The organism is Paraburkholderia sediminicola, assembly GCF_902859805.1.
GTDB lineage: Bacteria > Pseudomonadota > Gammaproteobacteria > Burkholderiales > Burkholderiaceae > Paraburkholderia > Paraburkholderia sediminicola.
Window position 1 is genome coordinate 270,296 of the sequence record NZ_CADIKC010000008.1, and the last position, 18,773, is coordinate 289,068.

The following is an 18,773-nucleotide window of genomic DNA, read 5'->3' on the forward strand; positions in this document are numbered from 1 at the left end:
TGCCCTCATCTCAAACCGCGCGACGTATCGCCGAACCGACTGGATCGATCGGCGTGCAAGTTCCCGCACGCGCCTCGATCGCTTCACCCGCCGCGAGGCACAGCGCTTCCTGAAAGCGGCCGGCGACAAGCTGAACGCCCATCGGCACACCATCGCGCACGCCGGTCGGCACGGACAACCCCGGCAGTCCGAGCAACGCGGTCGCGAGCAGCGGACTCTGCATGTCGAGGATGCGCCGCATCGCGTCGTCGCCGCGCTGGTCCTCGTCGATCGCAAACGGCTGCGCACATGACACCGGCATCAGCAGCAACGGGTAGCGCTCGAAGAAGCGCTGCCAGTCCCGCAACAGGCCGGTGCGCCGCGCCAGACCATTCATGTAGCCGGCCAGATCGAGCGGCGCGGCAAGCCGGCGCTGACTGCTGAACGCCGTACGAATCGCATCGTCGCCATGCTGCATGATGACGTCGCCGAGCCCACTCCTCGCTTCGTTGGTGACGAGGTCCAGCCACAGCGCGCTCGCTTCGGTCATTTGCGGTGGGACCGCTTCTTCGACGATGCAACCCGCCTCCTCGAGCCAGCCCGCCGCCTGCCGGATCGCGTCGACGACCGCGGCGTCGGAACGGATACCCGGCAGTTCCGCACAGACGGCGACGCGCACAGGAAACGGCGCGCGCTGGCCGAGCGGCTCTACCGGCATCCACCATGCGTCGCGCGGATCACCGCCCGCCATCGCCTGCAGCGCAATGCGCAGGTCGCCGACCGTTCTCGCGAGCGGTCCCTGTACCGATGCGAGCTGGACCGCAAGCGTGCGGTCTTTCGTCTGCGTCGGGTTGTACGCGGGAACGCGGCCGGTGCTCGGCCTGAGGCCGGCGACACCGCACGCGTAGGCCGGATAGCGGATCGAGCCACCAAGGTCGTTGCCGTGCGCGATCGCGCCGATGCCGGCGGCGACCGCAGCCGACGCCCCACCACTTGAGCCCCCGGGCGTCAGCTGCGGATTCCACGGATTCAGCGTGCGGCCATGCAGGTCGTTGTCGGTGAACCAGCGATAGGAAAACGCCGGCGCGTTACTGCGGCCGATCACGATCGCACCGGCTTTGCGCAGGTTCGCGACCACAGGGCTGTCCTCGCTTGCGACGAGATCCCTGAACGCTCTCACACCGTTGGTAGTCGCGTAGCCGGCCATGTCGACATTGATCTTGACCGTCACCGGCACACCGTGGATCGGTCCGACCGGCTCGCGCCGCGCGATCGCGGCATCGGCCTGCGCCGCGGCCACGAGTGCGCTATCGGCCAGCACGTCGACGATCGCGTTGATGCGCGGATTCACGTCCTCGAGTCGCTGTAGACAACTCAGCGTGAGTTCCGTCGACGACACATCGCGACGCGCGACGCGTTCGACCATTTCCGTGGCGCTCAGCCGCCACAAATCCTGAGTCATGTCATGCTCCTGATTGATTCCGATGATTGACGGTGCAAGTCGAACTGTCGCGCTACACCTGCGACGGCTCGACTAGCGGGGCGTGCGACGCGTAGATCTTCCTGCACGCCTCCACGACCTCCCAGGTGCCGCGAAAACCCGAGGGAATCACAAAGCGATCCCCGGCGCGCAGCACCTTTTCGCGCCCCTCCATGTCACGCACGATTACCACGCCACTCAACATCTCACAGTATTCGGACTCGTCGTACTCGATCGTCCAATGGCCCGGCGTGCTCTCCCAGATGCCGGAGCTGAACTGTCCGCAGGGACTGATGTAGTGATGCGTGAGCGTCTGCATCGGATTGCCGGCCAGCAGCAGCCCGCGCGGTACGCGGGACTGGGTCAGATCCGCGGGGTCCCGCATCAGGTCCACGATCCCGGTGATGTCTGTCATAAGCGCCTCGAAGGTGTGCAATGTTCGATATAGGTGAGTTGCCGCGCGCTCGAACGCGCTTTGGGCCAACGCGGTTCAAAACGCATCCATCATCCTGTGCCAGGTCATCGCGAGCATCAGCATCGGCGTGCGCATGAGGCGTCCACCCGGAAAGTCGCGGTGCCGGATCTTGCCGAACAGATCGAAGCGGGCGGCCTGCGCATCGATCGCCTCTGCGATCAGCCGGCCCGCAAGCCCCGTGACGTTCACACCGTGCCCGGAAAAGCCCTGCGCGAAATACACGGTCGGCTCGAGTCGCCCGAAATGCGGCGCGCGATTCATCGTCGCGTCGACGAAGCCGCCCCACGCGTAGTCGATCTTCGCGTCGGCGAGTTGCGGAAACGTCTTGAGCATGTCCCGTCGCATGGCAGCGGCGAGCTCGCGCGGCGTGCGGGTTGAACTGCTCGCCTTGCCGCCCCACAGCATCCGGCGGTCCGTCGTCAAACGGAAATAGTCGAGCGCTGCATTGCAGTCGCTGATCGCCACGTCCGTTGGCATCGTGTCGCTTGCCCTCGCGTCGCCGAGCGGCTCGGTCGCGATCAGGTAGGTCGCCACCGGCATGATCTTGCGCGCAAGCGCCGGTGCCAGCCGGCCGAGATAGGCGTTACATGCAAGCACGACGTAGCGCGCGTCCACCTGCCCACGCGCGCATGTCACCCGATGGCCTTGCGCGGTCTTCGCGATTGCCTGAGCGCTCGTGTCTTCGTGGATCGACACGCCCGCGTCGCGCGCCGCGCGCGCCAGACCGAGCGTGTAGTTGAGCGGATGCAGATGACCGCTGCCGTCATGTTGAAGCCCGCCCAGGTAGCGATCCGAAGCGACGACCTGGCGCATCTCGTCACGCTCGACATACCGGTACCCGCGATAACCGAAACGTAACTCAGCGGCATCTCGCCAGGCTCGCAGCGCGTCGACGTGACGCGGCTTGTTTGCCGCGGTCAGGTAGCCGAACGTCAGGTCGCAATCGATCTGATGCTTCGCGACCCGCTCCTTGACGAGTTCGACCGACTCGAGCCCCATCGCCCAGATGCGTCGCACGTCCTCTTCCGGCATGAAGGACGAGAACGTATCGATGTCACACGAATAGCCGGCGATCAGCTGGCCCCCGTTGCGTCCGCTCGCGCCCCAACCGATCTTCGACGCCTCGAGCAACACGACCGAGTAGCCGCGTTCCGCGAGATTAAGCGCGGTGGAAAGGCCTGTGAGTCCACCGCCGATCACGCAGACATCGGCGGACACCGATGCATCGAGCGGCGGATGACACGTCCGGTCGTTCGCGGTGGCCGCGTAATACGACGGGACGTGCGCCTGATTTTCAAACTTGAGCATGACAAAACCTCGCGATCGGCGGCGGCCCTGTTTCCTCAGGCCGGCGCCGGCATCGCATCAGAAAGAGTAGAGGAATTGCGCGGCCAGCAGATCGTTCGACTTCGCATACGTACCGTCGCTGCGCAGGAACACCTGATGATTCGCCCAGTCGTGCCGGTATTCGACCTTTACCGTAATCTGCTGGGTCGGATAGAACAGCAGGTCGAGCGCGGCGTCCTGGCGCGTCGCGCCCTTGCACTCGAAGCCGTGATTGCTCGAAGCCGCCAGGCAGTTCACGTCGATGCCGAAGCCGTTATACGGATCCATCCCGTTGCCGTTGAGGGCGATCCCGCCGCCACCGCCGCCGTTCTTGCTGTCGACCAGCAGGTCGTAGCGGGCTGTCACGCCCATGCGCCCGACCACCGGCAGCCTGAACTTCCGATGCGCGAGCAGCGACAGTCCGTACCACTGCGCCTGGCCGCCGTTCCACCCGGCATTCTGCTGCTGGCCGTAATCGATTTCGGCGTTGTACTGGACGTCAGCCAGCGCGTACGTCATATCGGCTTCGGTGAAGAAGAACGTGCCGTAGCCATTCGGCGCCTGGCCGCCCCAGCCATAGCTCACCGCGCCCGTTGCCGGGTCGATCGCACTCGGCAGCGTCTGCCTGCCGATACTGAACGAGCCGCCGATGTCGAGCTGACTGCCGCGCAGATAGTCGACCCGCGCGCTGAACGTCGGCATGTGATTGCTCGTCGTGATCGGATCGCCGAACGCGTTCGTGCCGGTCTGCGTCACCGAACCGGCGGTGCGGAACTGCTCGTTGCCGAGCAGGAATTTCCAGGCCCACTGGTCACCGGTGTAGTTGACGCCGGCGCCGATCGAGCTGCCCGGATCCGAGAAGTCATACAGCAGGTTGTGCGTGAGCGTCAGCATCTGATTCGACTGCTGCATCTCGTAGCCGCTCAGCCCCGGCATCAGTCCGGCGACGACCGACGTGGTTGGCGTGAGCGGCACCGTCGCGATCGCGGTATTCAGAATGTTGAACCCGCTATCGCTGTGTTCGTTCATCAGATACATCCCGGCGCCGCGGTTCGGCATCAGGGTCACCTCGACGGAGGGCGCCATCGGGCCGACGCCGAACGTCTTCTTGATGTCGAGGTACAGATCGCCGAACGTGCTGTTGTAGTACTGGTACGCGTTCTCGTGATTCGCAAACTGGAACGACGACGTCCCCGCCGCACGGTTATACAGATAGCTGGGGTCGATGTAGCCGGTCACCGACAGCCCCGCGATCGGGCCGGTCTGAGCCGCGTCGGTCAGCGCGTCGACTTTCAGCTGCTGGCTTGCGCTCTGCTGCTTCAGCTCCGTGACTTCGTCGTTGGTCAGCAATGCCGGCGCCTGGCCGTAATCCGCCGACGACGGATCGACAGCGGCCGTGCTCGCCGGCGCCCGCATGGCAACCGGCTTCGCGGCAAGCTGCGACTGCAGCCCCTTGACCTCCTGCTGCAGCGCGGCGAGTTGCTGCTGAAGCGCCTTGATCTGATCGCCCGTCGGGCTCGCTGCCGCCAGCCCCGGCAGCACCCCGGCCACCAGCACGCTGATTAACTTCTTCTTCATGAAACGTCTCCCTGCTGTTATTTGCTTCGGATTCCTCAACCGCCTGATTTCAGGCGCAGCCACAGACGGTTCTGCAGCCGCGTGATATCCGCGCTTATCGGCATCGCGAGCGACATTTTTGCGAGTACGCTGTCAGGCAGGTAGACGTCCGGATCCTGCGAGATATCCGGCTTCACGAACGGGCGTGCGGCCTTGTTCGCGCTCGGATAGGCGATCTCGTTCGTGATTGCCGCATTGGTCTTCGGCTCCTCGATGTAGTTGATCCACTTCAACGCCGACTCGGGATTCGGCGCATCCTTCGGAATCCCCATCACGTCGAACCACACCAGGCCGCCTTCCTTCGGATTCACATAACGGATTTCGTATCCGTGTTTCGCCTCGGCCGAGCGCCGCCGCGCGAGGCTGACGTCGCCGGACCAGCCGAGCACCACGCACACGTCGCCGTTCGCAAGATCGTCCGCATAGCCCACAGAATTGAATTGCGTGATGTACGGACGAATCGTCTTCAGCACGTCGTAGGCCGCCTGATAGTCCGCCGGGTTCCTGCTTTCCGGATCCCTGCCCATGTATTGCAGCACCGCTGCGAATGCCGCATCAGGCGCGTCGAGCAGCGAGACGCCGCAACCCTTCAGCTTCGACACGTTGGCCGGATCGAACAGGAGCGCCCAGCTGTCGGTCGGTGCAGTGTCGCCAAGCCGCTTCCTGACCGCCTCGACGTTGTAGCCGACTCCCGTGGTGCCCCACGCCCACGGCACACCGTACTGGTTGCCCGGATCGGCCTTCGCGACCATCTTCATCAGCACCGGATCGAGGTTGGCAAGGTTCGGAATCTTCGACTTGTCGAGCTTCTGATAGACACCTGCCTCGATCTGCCGCGCGAAGTAGTTCGAGGTCGGCACGACAATGTCGTAGCCGGAACTGCCGGTCAGCAGCTTGGTCTGCAAGGTGTCGTCGCCGTCATAGCTGTCGTAGCGCACCTTGATGCCGCTTTGCTTCTCGAAGTTGGGCACCGTGTCCTTCGCGATGTACTCGGACCAGTTGTAAACGTTCAGATTGGCGTCGCCGGCCAGCACGGACTGGCTGGCCGCGAACGCGAGGCTGGCTGATGCGGCGAATACGATCCTGATGACGGGACAGCGACGAAAACGGGCACGCATGGGAAGTCTCCTGGTAAGGTGGATCGGCCGCTCCGATCGATGCGGATGCCGCCGGCAAGCAATGTCGTCAGTGCGTCGCGAGGCGATGGTCGATGTACAGACTGGACATCGGGCCTCCTTCGTTTCAGCTTGTTGAGCACTGTAGAGATCGCCGTGCGCGTCGTCTGTCCCGGGAATGAAGGACAAGCCTGAACATCGATGACGGTCGTTCGGGTGCATTCCCGTGTAGGCATGGGGAATTTGTCGTGATACCAGTAGCGCCACCCAGAATTGATCGAGAACAGAAGTGATGAACGCCGCGCCCCCTTCCCCGGATCTCCAGCTCAGTCAGGTCGCCTTCGTGACCGAGACGTTGGGCGACATCGCGCAGGCCATCGGCGCTCCGCAGTTTATTGAGGTCGTGTACGACAGTCTCGTGCGCTTCGTCGACTTCGACGCGGTGCATCTGGATTACGAGCGTGTGTCTGCGTCCGGCCAGCGCAGCGTCGGCTGGATCGGGAGCTTCGGCCGCGATCGTGAGCTAGTCGAACAGGTGATGCGGGACTACTACCGCAGCTATGCGAGCGAGGACGCGACCTATGAGGGAATCGGTGACAAGCGCGATGTGCAGGTGATCCAGATCTCCGCGCAGAAAGTTGCGAGCGAGCTCCGGCATCTGTTCTTCGACATCGGCAACATTCACGACGAATGCGTGGTCTTCGGCGTGACGAACGGCACGCGATACTCGATATCGATGGCGCGCTCGCGGCGCCTGCCGTCGTTTTCGCTGAAGGAGTTGAGTCTGCTGAAACAGTTCGCGCACGTCGTGCTGCCGCTCGCGGCGGTGCACAAGCGGCTGATCGGCGCGATCTCGCCGGACGACGGCCGCCCGGATACGTCGGACACCAACCTGCTCGCGCAGTGGTTGCCGCATTTGCACGGCAGGCTGACGTCGCGCGAAACGCACGTGTGCTCGTCGTTTATTCAGGGCATGACAACACCGGCGATCGCGCAATCGATGGGACTGAAGCCCTCTACCGTCGAGACCTACGCGAAGCGGGCGTTTGCGAAGCTCGGCGTCGATTCACGGCGGCAGTTGATGGCGCTCGTGCTGAAGAGCGCACCGCTGCGGTATGGCAGCGATGGGGTGTAGTGGGTCAGGCGAACGTCTCGTCGAGCGCCGCCTTGATATCCGCAACCAGATCGGTTGGGTCCTCAAGACCGATCGACAGACGCAGATGACCATATTCCCGGAACTCGTCCGGATAGCACTCCGATCCGCCCCGTCCCGCCTTGCCGACATGTACGATCAGAGACTCGTCGTGGCCAAGAGATACTGCAGAGGTAATGACACGCAGGTTAGCCACGAAGCGATTCTGTATCTCCGGCTCACCCTGGACGGCAAAAGCCATGACGGCGCCATACCCCATGCCACCAAACTGCCGCGAGGCAAGCGTGTGTTGAGGATGAGAAGCCAGTCCCGGAAACGCCACGAAGGCAATGCGTGGATCCTCGTCGAGGAATTCGGCAACCCTCTGCGCGCCAGACACGTGCTGAGCCAGACGCAGTGGCAAGGTCACGGAGCCCCGCATGATCAGCCAGGCATTGAATGGCGAAATTGAACCGCCCACATCGACAAGCGCATCAGCCTTCAGACGTCGAATCAGTTCCGCGCGTCCGATCACGGCTCCGCCCATCGCGTCACCATGCCCGTTGATGTATTTCGTCAGTGCATGAACAACGAAATCGGCGTCGTGTTCAAGGCCGCGAAACATTGGCGGAGGCGTGAACGTTGCGTCGATCGACAGCATGGCGCCAGCATCGTGTGCGATCTTCGCAAGCGCCTGAACATCCGCCACTTTCGTGGTCGGATTCGCAATCGTCTCGGCATGGATCAGCTTCGTGTTCGGGCGTACAGCGTCGCGTACCGCAGCGAGGTCGCTGATGTCCACGAACGTGGCTTCGATGCCGTACCGTTGCGGAAGCAGCTCACCGAAAAGACGCCAGACAGCCTCATACGTGACGTCGCTGACCACGACGTGATCGCCGCTCTTCAGGAACGTGAAGAATATCGAATGCAACGCGGCAACGCCCGTGCTGAAAACGGCTGCATCCTCACCGCGCTCCATTGCGGCAAGCTTACGCTCGAGGCAAAGCTGATTGTGGCCAGAATTGCGCGTATAGAACAGCGTTTGAGAATCCGACCAGTCGAGTGCAGACGAATCATCGGGTAACTGATACGAGTTCGCCATCACGATCGGCGTACGGATCGCGCCCGTCGTGGCGTCAATGACGTTTCCGGCATGCACTGCCTGACTCGCGAAAGAAAGGCTTGCCGGTTCGGCCTTATCGGGCCGTTGCTGACTGTTCATGGTTGCCATATACCGCCTTCCTGATGCACACGACCTTCGGTTGAGTCATTTCCTCGTACGCGAATCTGACACCTTCGCGGCCGAGGCTTCCGTACTTGAATCCCCCGAACGGCATGGCGTCGAATCGGTAATCCGACGAGTCGTTGATCATGACCCCGCCGGCCTCCAGCCTGTCGGCCGCCTTGAGCGCGGCATGCAGATCATTGGTGAAGATGCCGGCATGCAGACTGTATTCAGCGCTGTTGGCGAGCGAAAGTGCCTCATCCAGTGTCTCAATTCGCTGAAGAACGACAACCGGGCTGAATATTTCCTGCTTCCACAGGTCGCATTCAAAACTGACGTCCTCGAGTACCGTTGGAGCGTAAAGCGAGCCGTCCAGAGTATTGCCGCACAGCAGTGTGGCTCCCTGACTGATCGCGGCATCCACCACGCGTCTCGTGCGCGCCGCTGACTGAGCCGTGATCATCGGCCCGACGTCCGTGTCAGGCAACGCGGGATTGCCCGTCCTGAGGGCTTTGGTGCCGGCGACGAAACGCGTCCTGAAGGCGTCGTAGATAGACGACTGGACCAGAATGCGTTGCGTGCCGATACAGTTCTGGCCTGCGGCCCAGAACGCTCCTGACACGCACGACGCAGCAGCGTCCTCAAGGTCGCAGTCGTTCAGAACGATGACGGGTGCGTTGCCACCCAGATCCATCGCAAGCTTTTTGAGTCCTGCGGAGCTGGCTATTCTCTCTCCCGTTGCAAATCCGCCGGTGAAGGAAACCATTCTGACGTCCCGAGACGAGACGAGTGCTTCGCCGAGCGCTGCACCACCCGTCGCGACCGACACGACGTTCGGCGGCATGCCGGCCGCCACCAGATATCCGACGAGCTTGATCGCCGATAGCGGCGTGAGTTCGGACGGCTTCAGAACGACGGCGTTGCCGCCGGCAATCGCCGGACCGAGCTTATGCGCAACCAGGTTGAGTGGATCGTTGTACGGCGTGATCGCAACGATAATGCCGAGCGGCTCACGGGTGAACCATCCCTGGCGGTTTTCCGATCCACCATACGCGTCGAACGGCACGACCTCGCCTGCGTTTCGACGCGCCTCATCGGCAGATAGCTTCAGCGTGTTCACACACCGCAGCACTTCCTTTCGGGCCTGCCTGATCGTCTTACCCGCTTCCGCGACGATGAGGCTGGCAAATGCTTCTCCATCACGCTCCACGAGCGAAGCGCAGGTCTCGAGCACGCGAGAGCGTTCATGACGGGACAGGTTACGGCAAACGCGCGCGCCCTCCTTCGCGGTCTGGATCAGCACTTGTGCGCCTTCAGGCGGAATGTTCACAACCGTGCCGACTTCGACGCCATCGAAGGGATTGGTGACCGGGATGAAGCCGGGCGATGAGTCAATGGGGAATGCGGAATTCATTTCGAAGCGCCTGCGTCCTTTCTTGCGAATGCGGAAAATTTCAGAAGCCAACGCGCGAGCCGTTTCAGCGCGTCTCGCGTCCGGTCCCTGTCTAGAGCGTCAGCGAGCCCTCCACAGATGTGACGCAGGAACCACCCACGCGCACATTGCCGTTTGCATCCACGCTTACCTTGATTCGTCCATCCCGGCCGACGCACCGTCCCTGAGCTGCCACATAATCTGTTCCGCGGGGCGGCAACAGTCCACGCTGCCACTGGAAAGCAGCCACGCTGCCGTTGCCGCTTCCGCACACAGGATCCTCCTCCACGCCACAGGACGGCGCAAAGGTGCGCACTTCGATTGCCGCATCGTCTCCATGCTCGCGCGGGCCGAATACGGTCAGGCCCGTGACGCCCAAGCGGCGCTCAAGCTCCGCTAACCTGGCGAAATCCGGCTGAAGATCAAGTACGGTAGCGGCATCATTCAGATGCGCCACGATCCAGATGGCGCCGACATTCACGATACCTGGTGCAGTCTTGAGGTCCACTTTGCAGCCGAGGATCAGCTCCAGCTCCGCTACATCTGCTGCGTGCAGCGACTCCAGCTTTGCAGGCGGCAGATTGAACGTGAGCTGGCGGTCTGCGCCGCTCTCCTCGATCGTCAATTCAACGAGGCCGATGCCGCATTGTTGAATCAACCGACCGTTTTCGCGCGGTGTGACGCGCCCCGCTTCTACTATGGCGTAAGCGCTACCCAGAGTCGGATGTCCTGCGAAGGCAAGCTCACTGCGCGGCGTGAAGATCTTCAAGAGATAGTCCGCCCCGGCAGTTGTGGGCGGAAGGACGAAGGTCGTTTCCGACAGGTTGGTCCAACGCGCGACCGCTTGCATCGCGTCAGTGGTCAAGCCCTCCGCGTCCAGTACCACGGCCACCGGATTACCCAGAAGCGGCTTCGCGGTGAAGACGTCAACCACCTTATAAGATCGTTTCATATTCGCCTCGTCTGAGTCGCGTGGACATCCCGGCATTCTTCGGATGCAAGTGCAACACGTACATCGTAGCGCGTGCAGCTCAACCGTAACAGTCACAGTTTTCCGATCATTCGACCATTACAATTTCGCTCGACGGGAATGGCTAGCGCTCAACGGTTGACGACCCGCTTTGGCATTGCCAGCGCCAGCACGCAACCGAGCAGCAGACAGACACCGAACGTGATGACACCAGCGCCCACGCTATGTGTCCGATCTTTTAGCCAGCCAAGGAAATAGGTGCTCGCGAAACCTCCAAGATTGGCAATCGAGCACGCGAATGCAATACCGGCTGCGGCTGCTGTGCCGCGAAGAAACGTTGACGGAAGCGCCCAGATTACCGGCATCGCCGCTGCGGCCCCGGCGTTTGCCATCGAGAGAAGAATGACGATGGCAGCCACGCTGCCAGGAAAAAAAGCACTGGCGATCAGGCCAAACGCTGAGCACAGCAAGGGCACGGCGACATGCCAGCGACGCTCCCGGAACCGGTCGGAACTGATCCCGGTTAGTAGAACCATGACAACCGCCAGGCCATTGGGGATCGCCATCAGGGCGCCGATCTCGATCGCATTTCTCGCGCCGGCATCACGCAGCATCGTGGGCATCCAGAAACTGATCGAATAGAAGCAAAGCAGTACGCAGAGGTCGAGATAACCCACCACCCATACTTTCGGATTGGCAAACGCCTGAGCCAGCCGATGCTCCTTCTTTTCCTCCCGGTCGATTCCAATGTCCCGCTTCAGGCGCGCGAGTTCGGTAGCGCTGAGAAAACGCGCACCCTGGTGAGTTTTCGGCAAGAAGATATAAACGAGCACACCAAGCAGCACGGAAGGCATTGCTTCCAGCCCGAACAACCACTGCCAGCCCCGCAAGCCGTGCACGCCGTCAAAGATCGACAGGATCCAGCCTGAGAGCGGCGCACCGATCAGACTCGACAGCGGCAAACCCACCATGAAGAGTGCGACGATCCGGCCGCGCCGCGCGTCGGGAAACCAGTAGGTGAGGTAAAGGAGTGCACCGGGCAGGAACCCGGCTTCCGCCACGCCCAGCAGGAAACGCACGAGATAGAACTGCCCGGGTGTCTTCACGAACATCGTCAGCCCTGACAGCACGCCCCATGTGACCATGATGCGCGCGATCCAGAAGCGGGCGCCGACTTTCTCGAGTATCAGGTTGCTGGGTACTTCAAACAGGATGTAGCCGACGAAAAACAGTCCGGCGCCGAGCCCGTACACCGTTTCGCTAAATCCGAGTGAATCGAGCATCTGCAGCTTGGCAATGCCCACATTCACGCGATCCAGAAATGCGGCAAAGAAGCATAGACCCAGGAATGGGGCGAGCCGCCATGTGAGCTTGCGATAGAGACTGCGCCCGGTCGGGGCGTCATCTTCAAGGTCACAGGAGGGAATGTTCAGGGGAGACGTCGACATGTTGGATCCTGGAAGAGGACATGGAAGACGCGTTTCGCAGCGTTCAGCGAAACGCGCGACCTGGCTTCACGAATAGTTGATCACGAGTAGCTTGATTTCCGACATCTCGTCCATCGCGTACCGTGTGCCCTCACGGCCGGTGCCGGATTCCTTCCAGCCGCCAAAGGGCATGTTGTCGATGCGATAGATCGGCACGTCATTGATCATCAGTCCGCCAACATCCCATCTTTCCAGCGCCAGGAACGCGCGCTGCAGGTCTCGCGTGAAGAGGCCGCCCTGCAAGCCATAGCGCGAATCGTTGGCACGCTCTACAGCTTCATCGAATGTGCGATAGCTGTTGAGCGTGAGTACAGGTCCGAAGATTTCCTCGTCCTCGACCAGCATGCCCCGCTGGGTATCCGCCAGCACGGTCGGTTGCACGACTGCGCCGACACGCGGGCCGCCGGCCAGCAGACGCGCGCCACCGGTCAACGCGGCGTCTATCCACCCCTGAATGCGGATAGCCGATTTCTCATCGATCACCGGACCCACGTCGATACCCTCTTCCATCGGATCGCCGACCTTGCACGCGCGGACCTTGTCGAGCAGCTTCGCCTCGAACTGGGCCCGTACGTTCTCGTGCACGAGAATGCGCTGCACGCCAATGCAATACTGCCCCCCGAACACCACGCCACCGCGAACGCAACGCGCCGCCGCGAGGTCCAGGTCCGCGTCTTCCGCCACGACCACCGTACCGTTGCCGCCAAGTTCAAGCGCGACTTTCTTGTGACCCGCGATCGATTTGATATGCCAGCCGACTTTTGCACTGCCCGTGAAGGTCACCATGGCGAAGCGGTCGTCCCGGACCATCGACTCCGCAAGGGGAATACTGCAGTGACACACCTCCAGCGCACCCTCGGGCAGCCCCGCATCGCGCAAGACCTCCTGCAGCAGAAGGCTGGTAAGAGGTGTTTGCGGTGCAGGCTTCAGCACGACGGCATTGCCCACCGCAATCGCCGGCGCGACTTTGTGCAGGACAAGATTGAGCGGAAAATTGAAAGGCGAGATCGCCAGGATGAGGCCAATCGGAAAGCGCCTTGCAATACCCACACGACGGCGCATGTCCGCCAGTTTGTCGAGATCGAGACGGGACAATTCCGTAGCGCTGCCGCTGGCATCGGTGGTCTGATATTCGAAAACACCCGCGTCGACGTCGAGCGGCACTTCTTCACCATGACTGCGCCGCGCTTCCGCGGCCGCGTTACGCAAGTTGAAGATGCCACGCGAAACCTCGCCGCGCGCATCGTACAAGGGCTTGCCCGACTCGGCCGCGATCGTGCGCACGAATTCATCGCGCCGTGATTCGATCAGATCCGCCGCGCGTTGCAGAATATCCGCGCGTGCGAATCGAGGCAGTTGGCGCATGATCTCGAACGCGGCTTGCGCACGTTCGATCGATCGCTCGACAGCCTCCGCATCAGCAATCGGCATATGGCCGACAACGGCGCCGTTATAGGGACTGCGCACAGCGTCGGTGGGTTGGGTTTGTGTCTCAATGTCATATTTCATTTGGCATCCTTATCTATAATCGGTGTTCTTATTCTTGGCCACTCACTGCGAATCCGCATGGGGCTCCGACGAGATGTGTTCTCGCCGGCTATGCGACGACCAGAGTCTGGTTGAGGTCTGCGATCGAACGCACGAGACTGCACGGCGCCAGCATCGAAGTTTTCGGGTTGCTCGGGAGGGTCTTGCCTGTGACTGCAATGTCGATGTGGCCAAAATCGCCTTCGGCCTTGATCCGGTGCGTGTTGCCGCTTGCAAGCGGATCGACATACAACACCACCCTGGTGCGATCGAAGCCGACGCCGGCCAGCGCTACCGCAGCGGCCACGTTGGCGTTCTGCGGAAAGAGGCGTGCCGCATCTCGCGCTGTACCTTCATAGATTGCGGTCGGCGTTTCGATGTCGTCGAGCGCAACCAGCGCTTCGGCAGGCGTGCCCCGCCAGGCGCCCGGCGCCTTGTGCGATTCATAGCGCACCTCGCGCAGTCCGGCGAACTTTGCAGCACCCAGCGCATCGAGCCCGCCCAGCGCCCCGGAAGGAATGCGCAGACGTGCCCCGGCAGCGGTTGCGCTATCGATCAATAGCGTCTCGAGCGTGGGATCCGCCAATGCACCGACCGAGGCAACGAGCATGTCGTGCCCTGCCGCGAGGACGGACGGCCCCAGGTTACGCAAAGCTTCGTGACCTGCGCACTCGACGACGAGGTCGAGTTCGCTATCGAGGAAATCGTCAACGTTATCGACAACCCGGGCGCCGGCGTCGAGCGCCCTGCGCGCGCCCTCGCGATGTGTGTCCCGTTCATAGACAGCCATGACACGGACGGCAGGTACGTACTGACTCAGCAAGTCATATAACAAGCTGCCGATGGCGCCGCATCCTATCAATCCAACATTCATCCTATCCCTCACTCGGTTCGTGGTGCCCGGGCTCGGCCCCACGTGATGAATGCATTAGATGGGATACAAATTTCCCCGGGAAGGTGCTCGAAGTGACGTCTACCGTCACCAAAAGAGAACACTAGGGGTGGTTGGTCAGGGCAACTGGCGGCCTGTCCTGAGACGCCGGATCAGAAGGTCGAGGAAACGCTGTGCCGCGACCGGGAGTTGCCGCCCGCGAAAGCTGATCACGTCGATGGTCGCCGACCCGGAGTCGCGCTCGGCCAGCGGTACTGCCCGTAGCGAACCGTGAGCCGTCTCCTGCTCGAGGGTGAGCGGCGGCATAAAGCTGACAAGATCCGATTGTCTGACGAGGTTCTTGATAACCTGCAGTGAGTTCGCTTCGATCGCAACCTGAAGCGCGATGTTCGCCCGTTCGGCGGCTTTTTCAATCAGATAGCGAATGCCGAATGTCCGCGCCGGCAACGCAACTCTCACGTTACCCAATTCAGACATGGACACGGTTTTCCGGCCGGCAAGCGGATGCTCCGGCCGGCATATCATCTGCAACGGCTGGATTGAGCGGCCGTGAAGATTGACGTCGTCGCGATTGAGGACATTGAAGGCCATGCCAATCTCAGCGCGATGCTCGACGAGCGCGTCGACAATCTGTGCGGTTCCGCAGACCTCGAGATGGACAGCAATACCCGGGTGGTCGCGCGAAAACTCCGTTATCAGGTCGGGCATGAAGCTATGGACGGCCGCTTCGACCAACGCGATCCGGACCACGCCATGGCGCAATGAGCTCAGGTCGTCCATAGCAGCGTGCAACTGCTCGACGTGGCGCGAGTTGGCGTTCACGTAATCGAGCAATAGCTGGCCGGCTGCGGTTAGCGTCGCACCGCGCGGTGAGCGGTCGAACAACGCGGCGCCGAGTTCCTTTTCCAGATTGCTGATCTGTTTGCTGATCGCGCTGGGTGCGACAAAGAACGTCTCCGACGCATGCCTTAACGAACCCGTGCGCGCGACTTCGGCGAAATACCTGAGTGACTGGGGCTGGATCACGATGTCATGTCGGTGCAGCGGATCGTCGGGCCGGCGCGTGGTGTCATCGGCACAGGGAGATTCTGTGCCGGCGGTGTGGCGACCAGGCGTTGCACGGGCGTCCGCCGACGCCCGGCAGGGTGGATCATTCCGCTCAGGTTGCGCTGACGCTGTCGAGTTCCGTCTGCGTGAGACCAAACTTTGCCATGCGGGCACGGTGATCAGCGGAACCAAGGTACTTGCGAAGCTGCTCGTTCACCGCCTGCAGAAGCTCAGGATTGCCCTTGCTGAACGAGAACGCGCCCACAGGTGCTCTGCCATCCTTGCTAGTTTCGTGCGCCACCACTTCCAGTTCCTGATTAGCACTGGCAAGGACACGGCTGCCAACCGCCGTGCTCGCGTAGGCGTCGATCTTTCCTGCGAGCAGCGCGTCGATCGCTTCGGTCTGGCCTTTGAACGCCACGATCTGGCCATTGCTCACGCCGGCCGACTTTGCAGAGTCGAGCTGAACCGTCCCGGCGACGATTCCAAGCCGCGCGTCGGTGCGCGCCGCGACGGCCCCGTAGCTCGTGAGCGCTTTCGGATTGCCCTGGCGAAGCAGGAAGCCGTCGCCCAGCGCCCAGACCGGCACGCTGAACGCAACGCGCTCGGCGCGCTCAGCGGTCACGAAAATGGGCACGTTCATGTCCCAACGGCCTTCCTGCACGCCAGGCAGAAGTTCTTCGAACGAGGTCAACTGATGTTCGATGGAGGTCACACCTATCGCCCGAAGCACTACCTCGGCCAGCTCGATGTCGGCACCCGTCGCCGAATGATCTTCACCCGTCCAATAGAACGGCGGTTCCTCGAGATATGCGATTCTTACTTTCATAGCCGTGCTCCACATGTCCAGCAGTTAAGATTCCGGTCGCCTGCCCTTGGGGCGGCGATTCATTTGTGCATCGACGACACGGCTGCCTGAACTGCGCAGCGCTGTGAACCGAGTCCCTCGATTCCGCAAGTGACGGTGTCGCCTTCCTTCAGATAGTCTGGCTCTGCCTTGTTGTACGCAACGCCTTGAGGCGTCCCAGTCAGGATAAGATCGCCAGGTAACAAGGTCATGAATTCACTTAGATGGGCAATGATCTCGCTGACGGAAAACACCAACCTGCTGGTACGGCTTTCCTGCCGGGGCACATCATTTTTTCGCAGCCAGATCCCGAGATCGAGCGACGCGGAAAGCTCGTCCAGCGTGACCAGCCAGGGCCCGAGCGGAGCGAAGGTATCCGCGCTTTTCGCCTTGCTCCATTGCCCTCCGCGCTCGAACTGCCAATGCCGGTCGGTGACGTCGTTGGCAACTGCGACGCCAGCGATGAACGACGCGGCCTCCTCGGGGCGAACGTTGCGCACCACGCCGCCCACGACCACCGCGAGTTCGACTTCCCAGTCGACCGCCCTGGCCGTCGCTGGAATGATGATTGAATCAAATGGCCCGCTCAGCGCGGTCGGAGACTTGAAGAACACGAGCGGCTCCCGCGGCAACTCGAAGCCGGTTTCTTCGGCGTGATCTGCGTAGTTCAACCCCACGCATACGATTTTGCCGGGCGCTGCGATTGGACTACCCAGGCGGGAGGCTGCAGGCGCTTCCGGTAGCTGCGAAAAATCAGCCCGCGATATCTCGCTCAAGGAGCCTGCCTCCAACGCGTTCCCCGACCAGTCGCGGACCAGGCTGCTGGCGTCGCGCACCGTTCCGGAGGCGTCAAGAATACCTGGCCGCTCGTTACCACGCGGACCAAATCGAACAAGTTTCATCGTGATGTTTCCCTGCTATGCCGACACGTCATGCCGTAGCGGCGTCCATGACCGTTGAAAGTGCCGACAGCGCCGGTCCGAGACGTACAGGCGGCAGGTAGCCAAAGCCCAGCCGGAATACACGGCTGCTTTCGCCAAACCACGCGCCGGACGCCAACTGCAAATCATGGCCCGGCAGCAGATCCCAGAAACGCGCGACAGCAACGTCGTCGAATGCATCGGCGCGCAGGCGCAAGCAGCATAACGCGCCGGCATCAGGGCGCACCCACTCGATGCGCTCGTGCTCGCTCTCGCACCAATGCGCCAGTTCCTCAAGCGCAGCGGCGAGCAAGCGGCGTCGCGGTGCGAGCACGCCTTCCCTGTTGCGCAGAAGCGCTGTGGCGAGCGTCTCGTCAAGAACCGACCCCGAGATCACGGTATTCATTTTGGCGACGGCCAGACGCTCGCGCAGATCCGCGTCCGCCACCGTGAGCCAACCTGTGCGCAAGCCCGGCGCGCCGAGCGCCTTCGACACGGACGCGCCAGTCACGATACGGGGATCGAGTCCCGCGAAACTCTCGAGCGCCGCACGGTCGCCGTAGGTGGCTTCCCGATAGGTCTCGTCGATGAAAAGTATCGCGTCCGGGGACCGCTTTTCCATCAAGACGAGGAGCTTCTCGACGTCGGCACTGGACGTCTGGATGCCGGCCGGATTCTGTGGCGAAGCGATGCTAATCAGCTTCGTTTTCGGCGACAGACTCGCCTCGATCTGGTCCAGGTCCAGCCGATAGCCATGCTCGAATGACAGCTTGATCTCGCGGACGCTAACGCCGGCGCCGAGAAGGCAATCACGGCTCGGCGGAAAGCACGGTGTCGCGAGGACAGCCTCGTCGCCCGACCGGCAGACTTCGAAAGCGAGAAGAAACAGACCGAGCGCGGTACCTTGCGTCGTGATGATCTGCTCCGCTGGAACCTTGCAGCCCTCGGCAATTGCCTCGCGAAGCACGACCGAACCGGCGGAGGTGCCATAGCCGAGCTTCAGATTGCGGATATCCTCGAGACCCGGCAGAGACAGGAGTTCGCCGAGCGTCAGGTCCTGCGACGTGCTCTCCGCCAGGTTGAACGGCCGGTTCACATTGAGAAGTGAAATGATCTCGTTGCGAGGAAATCGCCCGCGCCACGGCTGGGGAGTCGATTCGCTGAGGCCGGCCTGTTGTCGTTCGTCGGCGTTCCGTTGAATACCCTGCATGCTTTTGCCTTGCATTTGCTGTGAATTGATTGTCAGACGAACCGTTTTGCGATCAGCCAGACAGCCGTTCCAGCGCGGCCCTGACAGCAGTT

At 62.0% G+C, this 18,773-nt stretch carries 16 protein-coding genes; 1 reads left to right on the forward strand and 15 read right to left on the reverse strand.

Annotation, left to right across the window (positions count from 1 at the left end; translation table 11 throughout):
• Nucleotides 1-10: 10 nt before the first annotated feature.
• The 5 genes from R8871_RS26385 to R8871_RS26405 all read right to left on the reverse strand — a co-directional run bounded on the left by R8871_RS26385 (nucleotide 11) and on the right by R8871_RS26405 (nucleotide 5,995).
• Nucleotides 11-1,441 carry an amidase family protein gene (locus R8871_RS26385; RefSeq protein WP_175053096.1) on the reverse strand — a complete coding sequence of 477 codons (1,431 nt, stop codon included), beginning with the start codon at nucleotides 1,439-1,441 and terminating at the stop codon, nucleotides 11-13.
• A 52-nt stretch (nucleotides 1,442-1,493) separates the two neighbouring features.
• Entirely contained in the window at nucleotides 1,494-1,874 is a 381-nt protein-coding gene (locus tag R8871_RS26390; protein ID WP_175053097.1) for a cupin domain-containing protein, read from the reverse strand.
• Between the two features lie 75 nt (nucleotides 1,875-1,949).
• Nucleotides 1,950-3,242: an NAD(P)/FAD-dependent oxidoreductase gene (locus R8871_RS26395; RefSeq protein ID WP_175053098.1), complete on the reverse strand. Its 1,293-nt coding sequence runs from the start codon at nucleotides 3,240-3,242 to the stop codon at nucleotides 1,950-1,952.
• 57 nt (nucleotides 3,243-3,299) lie between these two features.
• Nucleotides 3,300-4,838: a DUF3138 family protein gene (locus R8871_RS26400; protein ID WP_175053099.1), complete on the reverse strand. Its 1,539-nt coding sequence runs from the start codon at nucleotides 4,836-4,838 to the stop codon at nucleotides 3,300-3,302.
• A 35-nt stretch (nucleotides 4,839-4,873) separates the two neighbouring features.
• A complete protein-coding gene (locus R8871_RS26405; RefSeq protein ID WP_175053100.1) occupies nucleotides 4,874-5,995 on the reverse strand; it encodes a polyamine ABC transporter substrate-binding protein in 1,122 nt (373 codons plus the stop codon).
• Between the two features lie 289 nt (nucleotides 5,996-6,284).
• On the opposite strand from R8871_RS26405, the gene R8871_RS26410 reads away from it, so the two are divergent.
• Nucleotides 6,285-7,127: a helix-turn-helix transcriptional regulator gene (locus R8871_RS26410; RefSeq protein ID WP_175053101.1), complete on the forward strand. Its 843-nt coding sequence runs from the start codon at nucleotides 6,285-6,287 to the stop codon at nucleotides 7,125-7,127.
• Nucleotides 7,128-7,131: 4 nt separating this feature from the next.
• Here R8871_RS26410 and R8871_RS26415 read toward each other — a convergent pair whose 3' ends face one another.
• From R8871_RS26415 to R8871_RS26460, 10 genes are all read right to left on the reverse strand, one after another.
• Nucleotides 7,132-8,355 carry a trans-sulfuration enzyme family protein gene (locus tag R8871_RS26415; protein WP_175053102.1) on the reverse strand — a complete coding sequence of 408 codons (1,224 nt, stop codon included), beginning with the start codon at nucleotides 8,353-8,355 and terminating at the stop codon, nucleotides 7,132-7,134.
• Nucleotides 8,321-9,763, reverse strand: a complete 1,443-nt coding sequence (locus R8871_RS26420; RefSeq protein WP_175053103.1) for an aldehyde dehydrogenase family protein — start codon at nucleotides 9,761-9,763, stop codon at nucleotides 8,321-8,323. The genes R8871_RS26415 and R8871_RS26420 overlap by 35 nt, the downstream gene beginning before the upstream one ends.
• A gap of 91 nt (nucleotides 9,764-9,854) precedes the next feature.
• Nucleotides 9,855-10,769: a PhzF family phenazine biosynthesis protein gene (locus tag R8871_RS26425; protein ID WP_322789527.1), complete on the reverse strand. Its 915-nt coding sequence runs from the start codon at nucleotides 10,767-10,769 to the stop codon at nucleotides 9,855-9,857.
• A gap of 113 nt (nucleotides 10,770-10,882) precedes the next feature.
• Nucleotides 10,883-12,199 (reverse strand): MFS transporter, encoded by a 1,317-nt coding sequence (locus R8871_RS26430; protein ID WP_175053105.1) that lies wholly within the window; start codon nucleotides 12,197-12,199, stop codon nucleotides 10,883-10,885.
• Between the two features lie 66 nt (nucleotides 12,200-12,265).
• Entirely contained in the window at nucleotides 12,266-13,747 is a 1,482-nt protein-coding gene (locus R8871_RS26435; RefSeq protein ID WP_175053106.1) for an aldehyde dehydrogenase family protein, read from the reverse strand.
• Between the two features lie 88 nt (nucleotides 13,748-13,835).
• Nucleotides 13,836-14,639, reverse strand: a complete 804-nt coding sequence (locus R8871_RS26440) for an aspartate dehydrogenase (RefSeq protein ID WP_175053107.1) — start codon at nucleotides 14,637-14,639, stop codon at nucleotides 13,836-13,838.
• Nucleotides 14,640-14,774: 135 nt separating this feature from the next.
• The gene (locus R8871_RS26445; protein ID WP_175053108.1) at nucleotides 14,775-15,683 is read right to left on the reverse strand and encodes a LysR family transcriptional regulator; all 909 of its coding nucleotides are present in this window, start codon (nucleotides 15,681-15,683) and stop codon (nucleotides 14,775-14,777) included.
• A gap of 133 nt (nucleotides 15,684-15,816) precedes the next feature.
• Nucleotides 15,817-16,533, reverse strand: a complete 717-nt coding sequence (locus tag R8871_RS26450; protein WP_175053109.1) for a transporter substrate-binding domain-containing protein — start codon at nucleotides 16,531-16,533, stop codon at nucleotides 15,817-15,819.
• A gap of 59 nt (nucleotides 16,534-16,592) precedes the next feature.
• Nucleotides 16,593-17,453 carry a fumarylacetoacetate hydrolase family protein gene (locus R8871_RS26455; RefSeq protein ID WP_175053110.1) on the reverse strand — a complete coding sequence of 287 codons (861 nt, stop codon included), beginning with the start codon at nucleotides 17,451-17,453 and terminating at the stop codon, nucleotides 16,593-16,595.
• A 28-nt stretch (nucleotides 17,454-17,481) separates the two neighbouring features.
• Nucleotides 17,482-18,681, reverse strand: coding sequence for a pyridoxal phosphate-dependent aminotransferase (locus R8871_RS26460; RefSeq protein ID WP_175053111.1), 1,200 nt, complete (start codon nucleotides 18,679-18,681; stop codon nucleotides 17,482-17,484).
• Nucleotides 18,682-18,773: the final 92 nt, after the last annotated feature.

What these genes read in the sequence shown, in the direction of transcription:
- R8871_RS26395 (WP_175053098.1), bottom strand. Translation starts at nt 3,242, where the DNA reads ATGCTCAAGTTTGAAAATCAGGCGCACGTCCCGTCGTATTACGCGGCC.
- R8871_RS26415 (WP_175053102.1), bottom strand. Translation starts at nt 8,355, where the DNA reads ATGGCAACCATGAACAGTCAGCAACGGCCCGATAAGGCCGAACCGGCA.
- R8871_RS26410 (WP_175053101.1), top strand. Translation starts at nt 6,285, where the DNA reads ATGAACGCCGCGCCCCCTTCCCCGGATCTCCAGCTCAGTCAGGTCGCC.
- R8871_RS26455 (WP_175053110.1), bottom strand. Translation starts at nt 17,453, where the DNA reads ATGAAACTTGTTCGATTTGGTCCGCGTGGTAACGAGCGGCCAGGTATT.
- R8871_RS26400 (WP_175053099.1), bottom strand. Translation starts at nt 4,838, where the DNA reads ATGAAGAAGAAGTTAATCAGCGTGCTGGTGGCCGGGGTGCTGCCGGGG.
- R8871_RS26430 (WP_175053105.1), bottom strand. Translation starts at nt 12,199, where the DNA reads ATGTCGACGTCTCCCCTGAACATTCCCTCCTGTGACCTTGAAGATGAC.
- R8871_RS26460 (WP_175053111.1), bottom strand. Translation starts at nt 18,681, where the DNA reads ATGCAGGGTATTCAACGGAACGCCGACGAACGACAACAGGCCGGCCTC.
- R8871_RS26425 (WP_322789527.1), bottom strand. Translation starts at nt 10,769, where the DNA reads ATGCCGGGATGTCCACGCGACTCAGACGAGGCGAATATGAAACGATCT.
- R8871_RS26390 (WP_175053097.1), bottom strand. Translation starts at nt 1,874, where the DNA reads ATGACAGACATCACCGGGATCGTGGACCTGATGCGGGACCCCGCGGAT.
- R8871_RS26440 (WP_175053107.1), bottom strand. Translation starts at nt 14,639, where the DNA reads ATGAATGTTGGATTGATAGGATGCGGCGCCATCGGCAGCTTGTTATAT.
- R8871_RS26450 (WP_175053109.1), bottom strand. Translation starts at nt 16,533, where the DNA reads ATGAAAGTAAGAATCGCATATCTCGAGGAACCGCCGTTCTATTGGACG.
- R8871_RS26420 (WP_175053103.1), bottom strand. Translation starts at nt 9,763, where the DNA reads ATGAATTCCGCATTCCCCATTGACTCATCGCCCGGCTTCATCCCGGTC.
- R8871_RS26435 (WP_175053106.1), bottom strand. Translation starts at nt 13,747, where the DNA reads ATGAAATATGACATTGAGACACAAACCCAACCCACCGACGCTGTGCGC.
- R8871_RS26385 (WP_175053096.1), bottom strand. Translation starts at nt 1,441, where the DNA reads ATGACTCAGGATTTGTGGCGGCTGAGCGCCACGGAAATGGTCGAACGC.
- R8871_RS26405 (WP_175053100.1), bottom strand. Translation starts at nt 5,995, where the DNA reads ATGCGTGCCCGTTTTCGTCGCTGTCCCGTCATCAGGATCGTATTCGCC.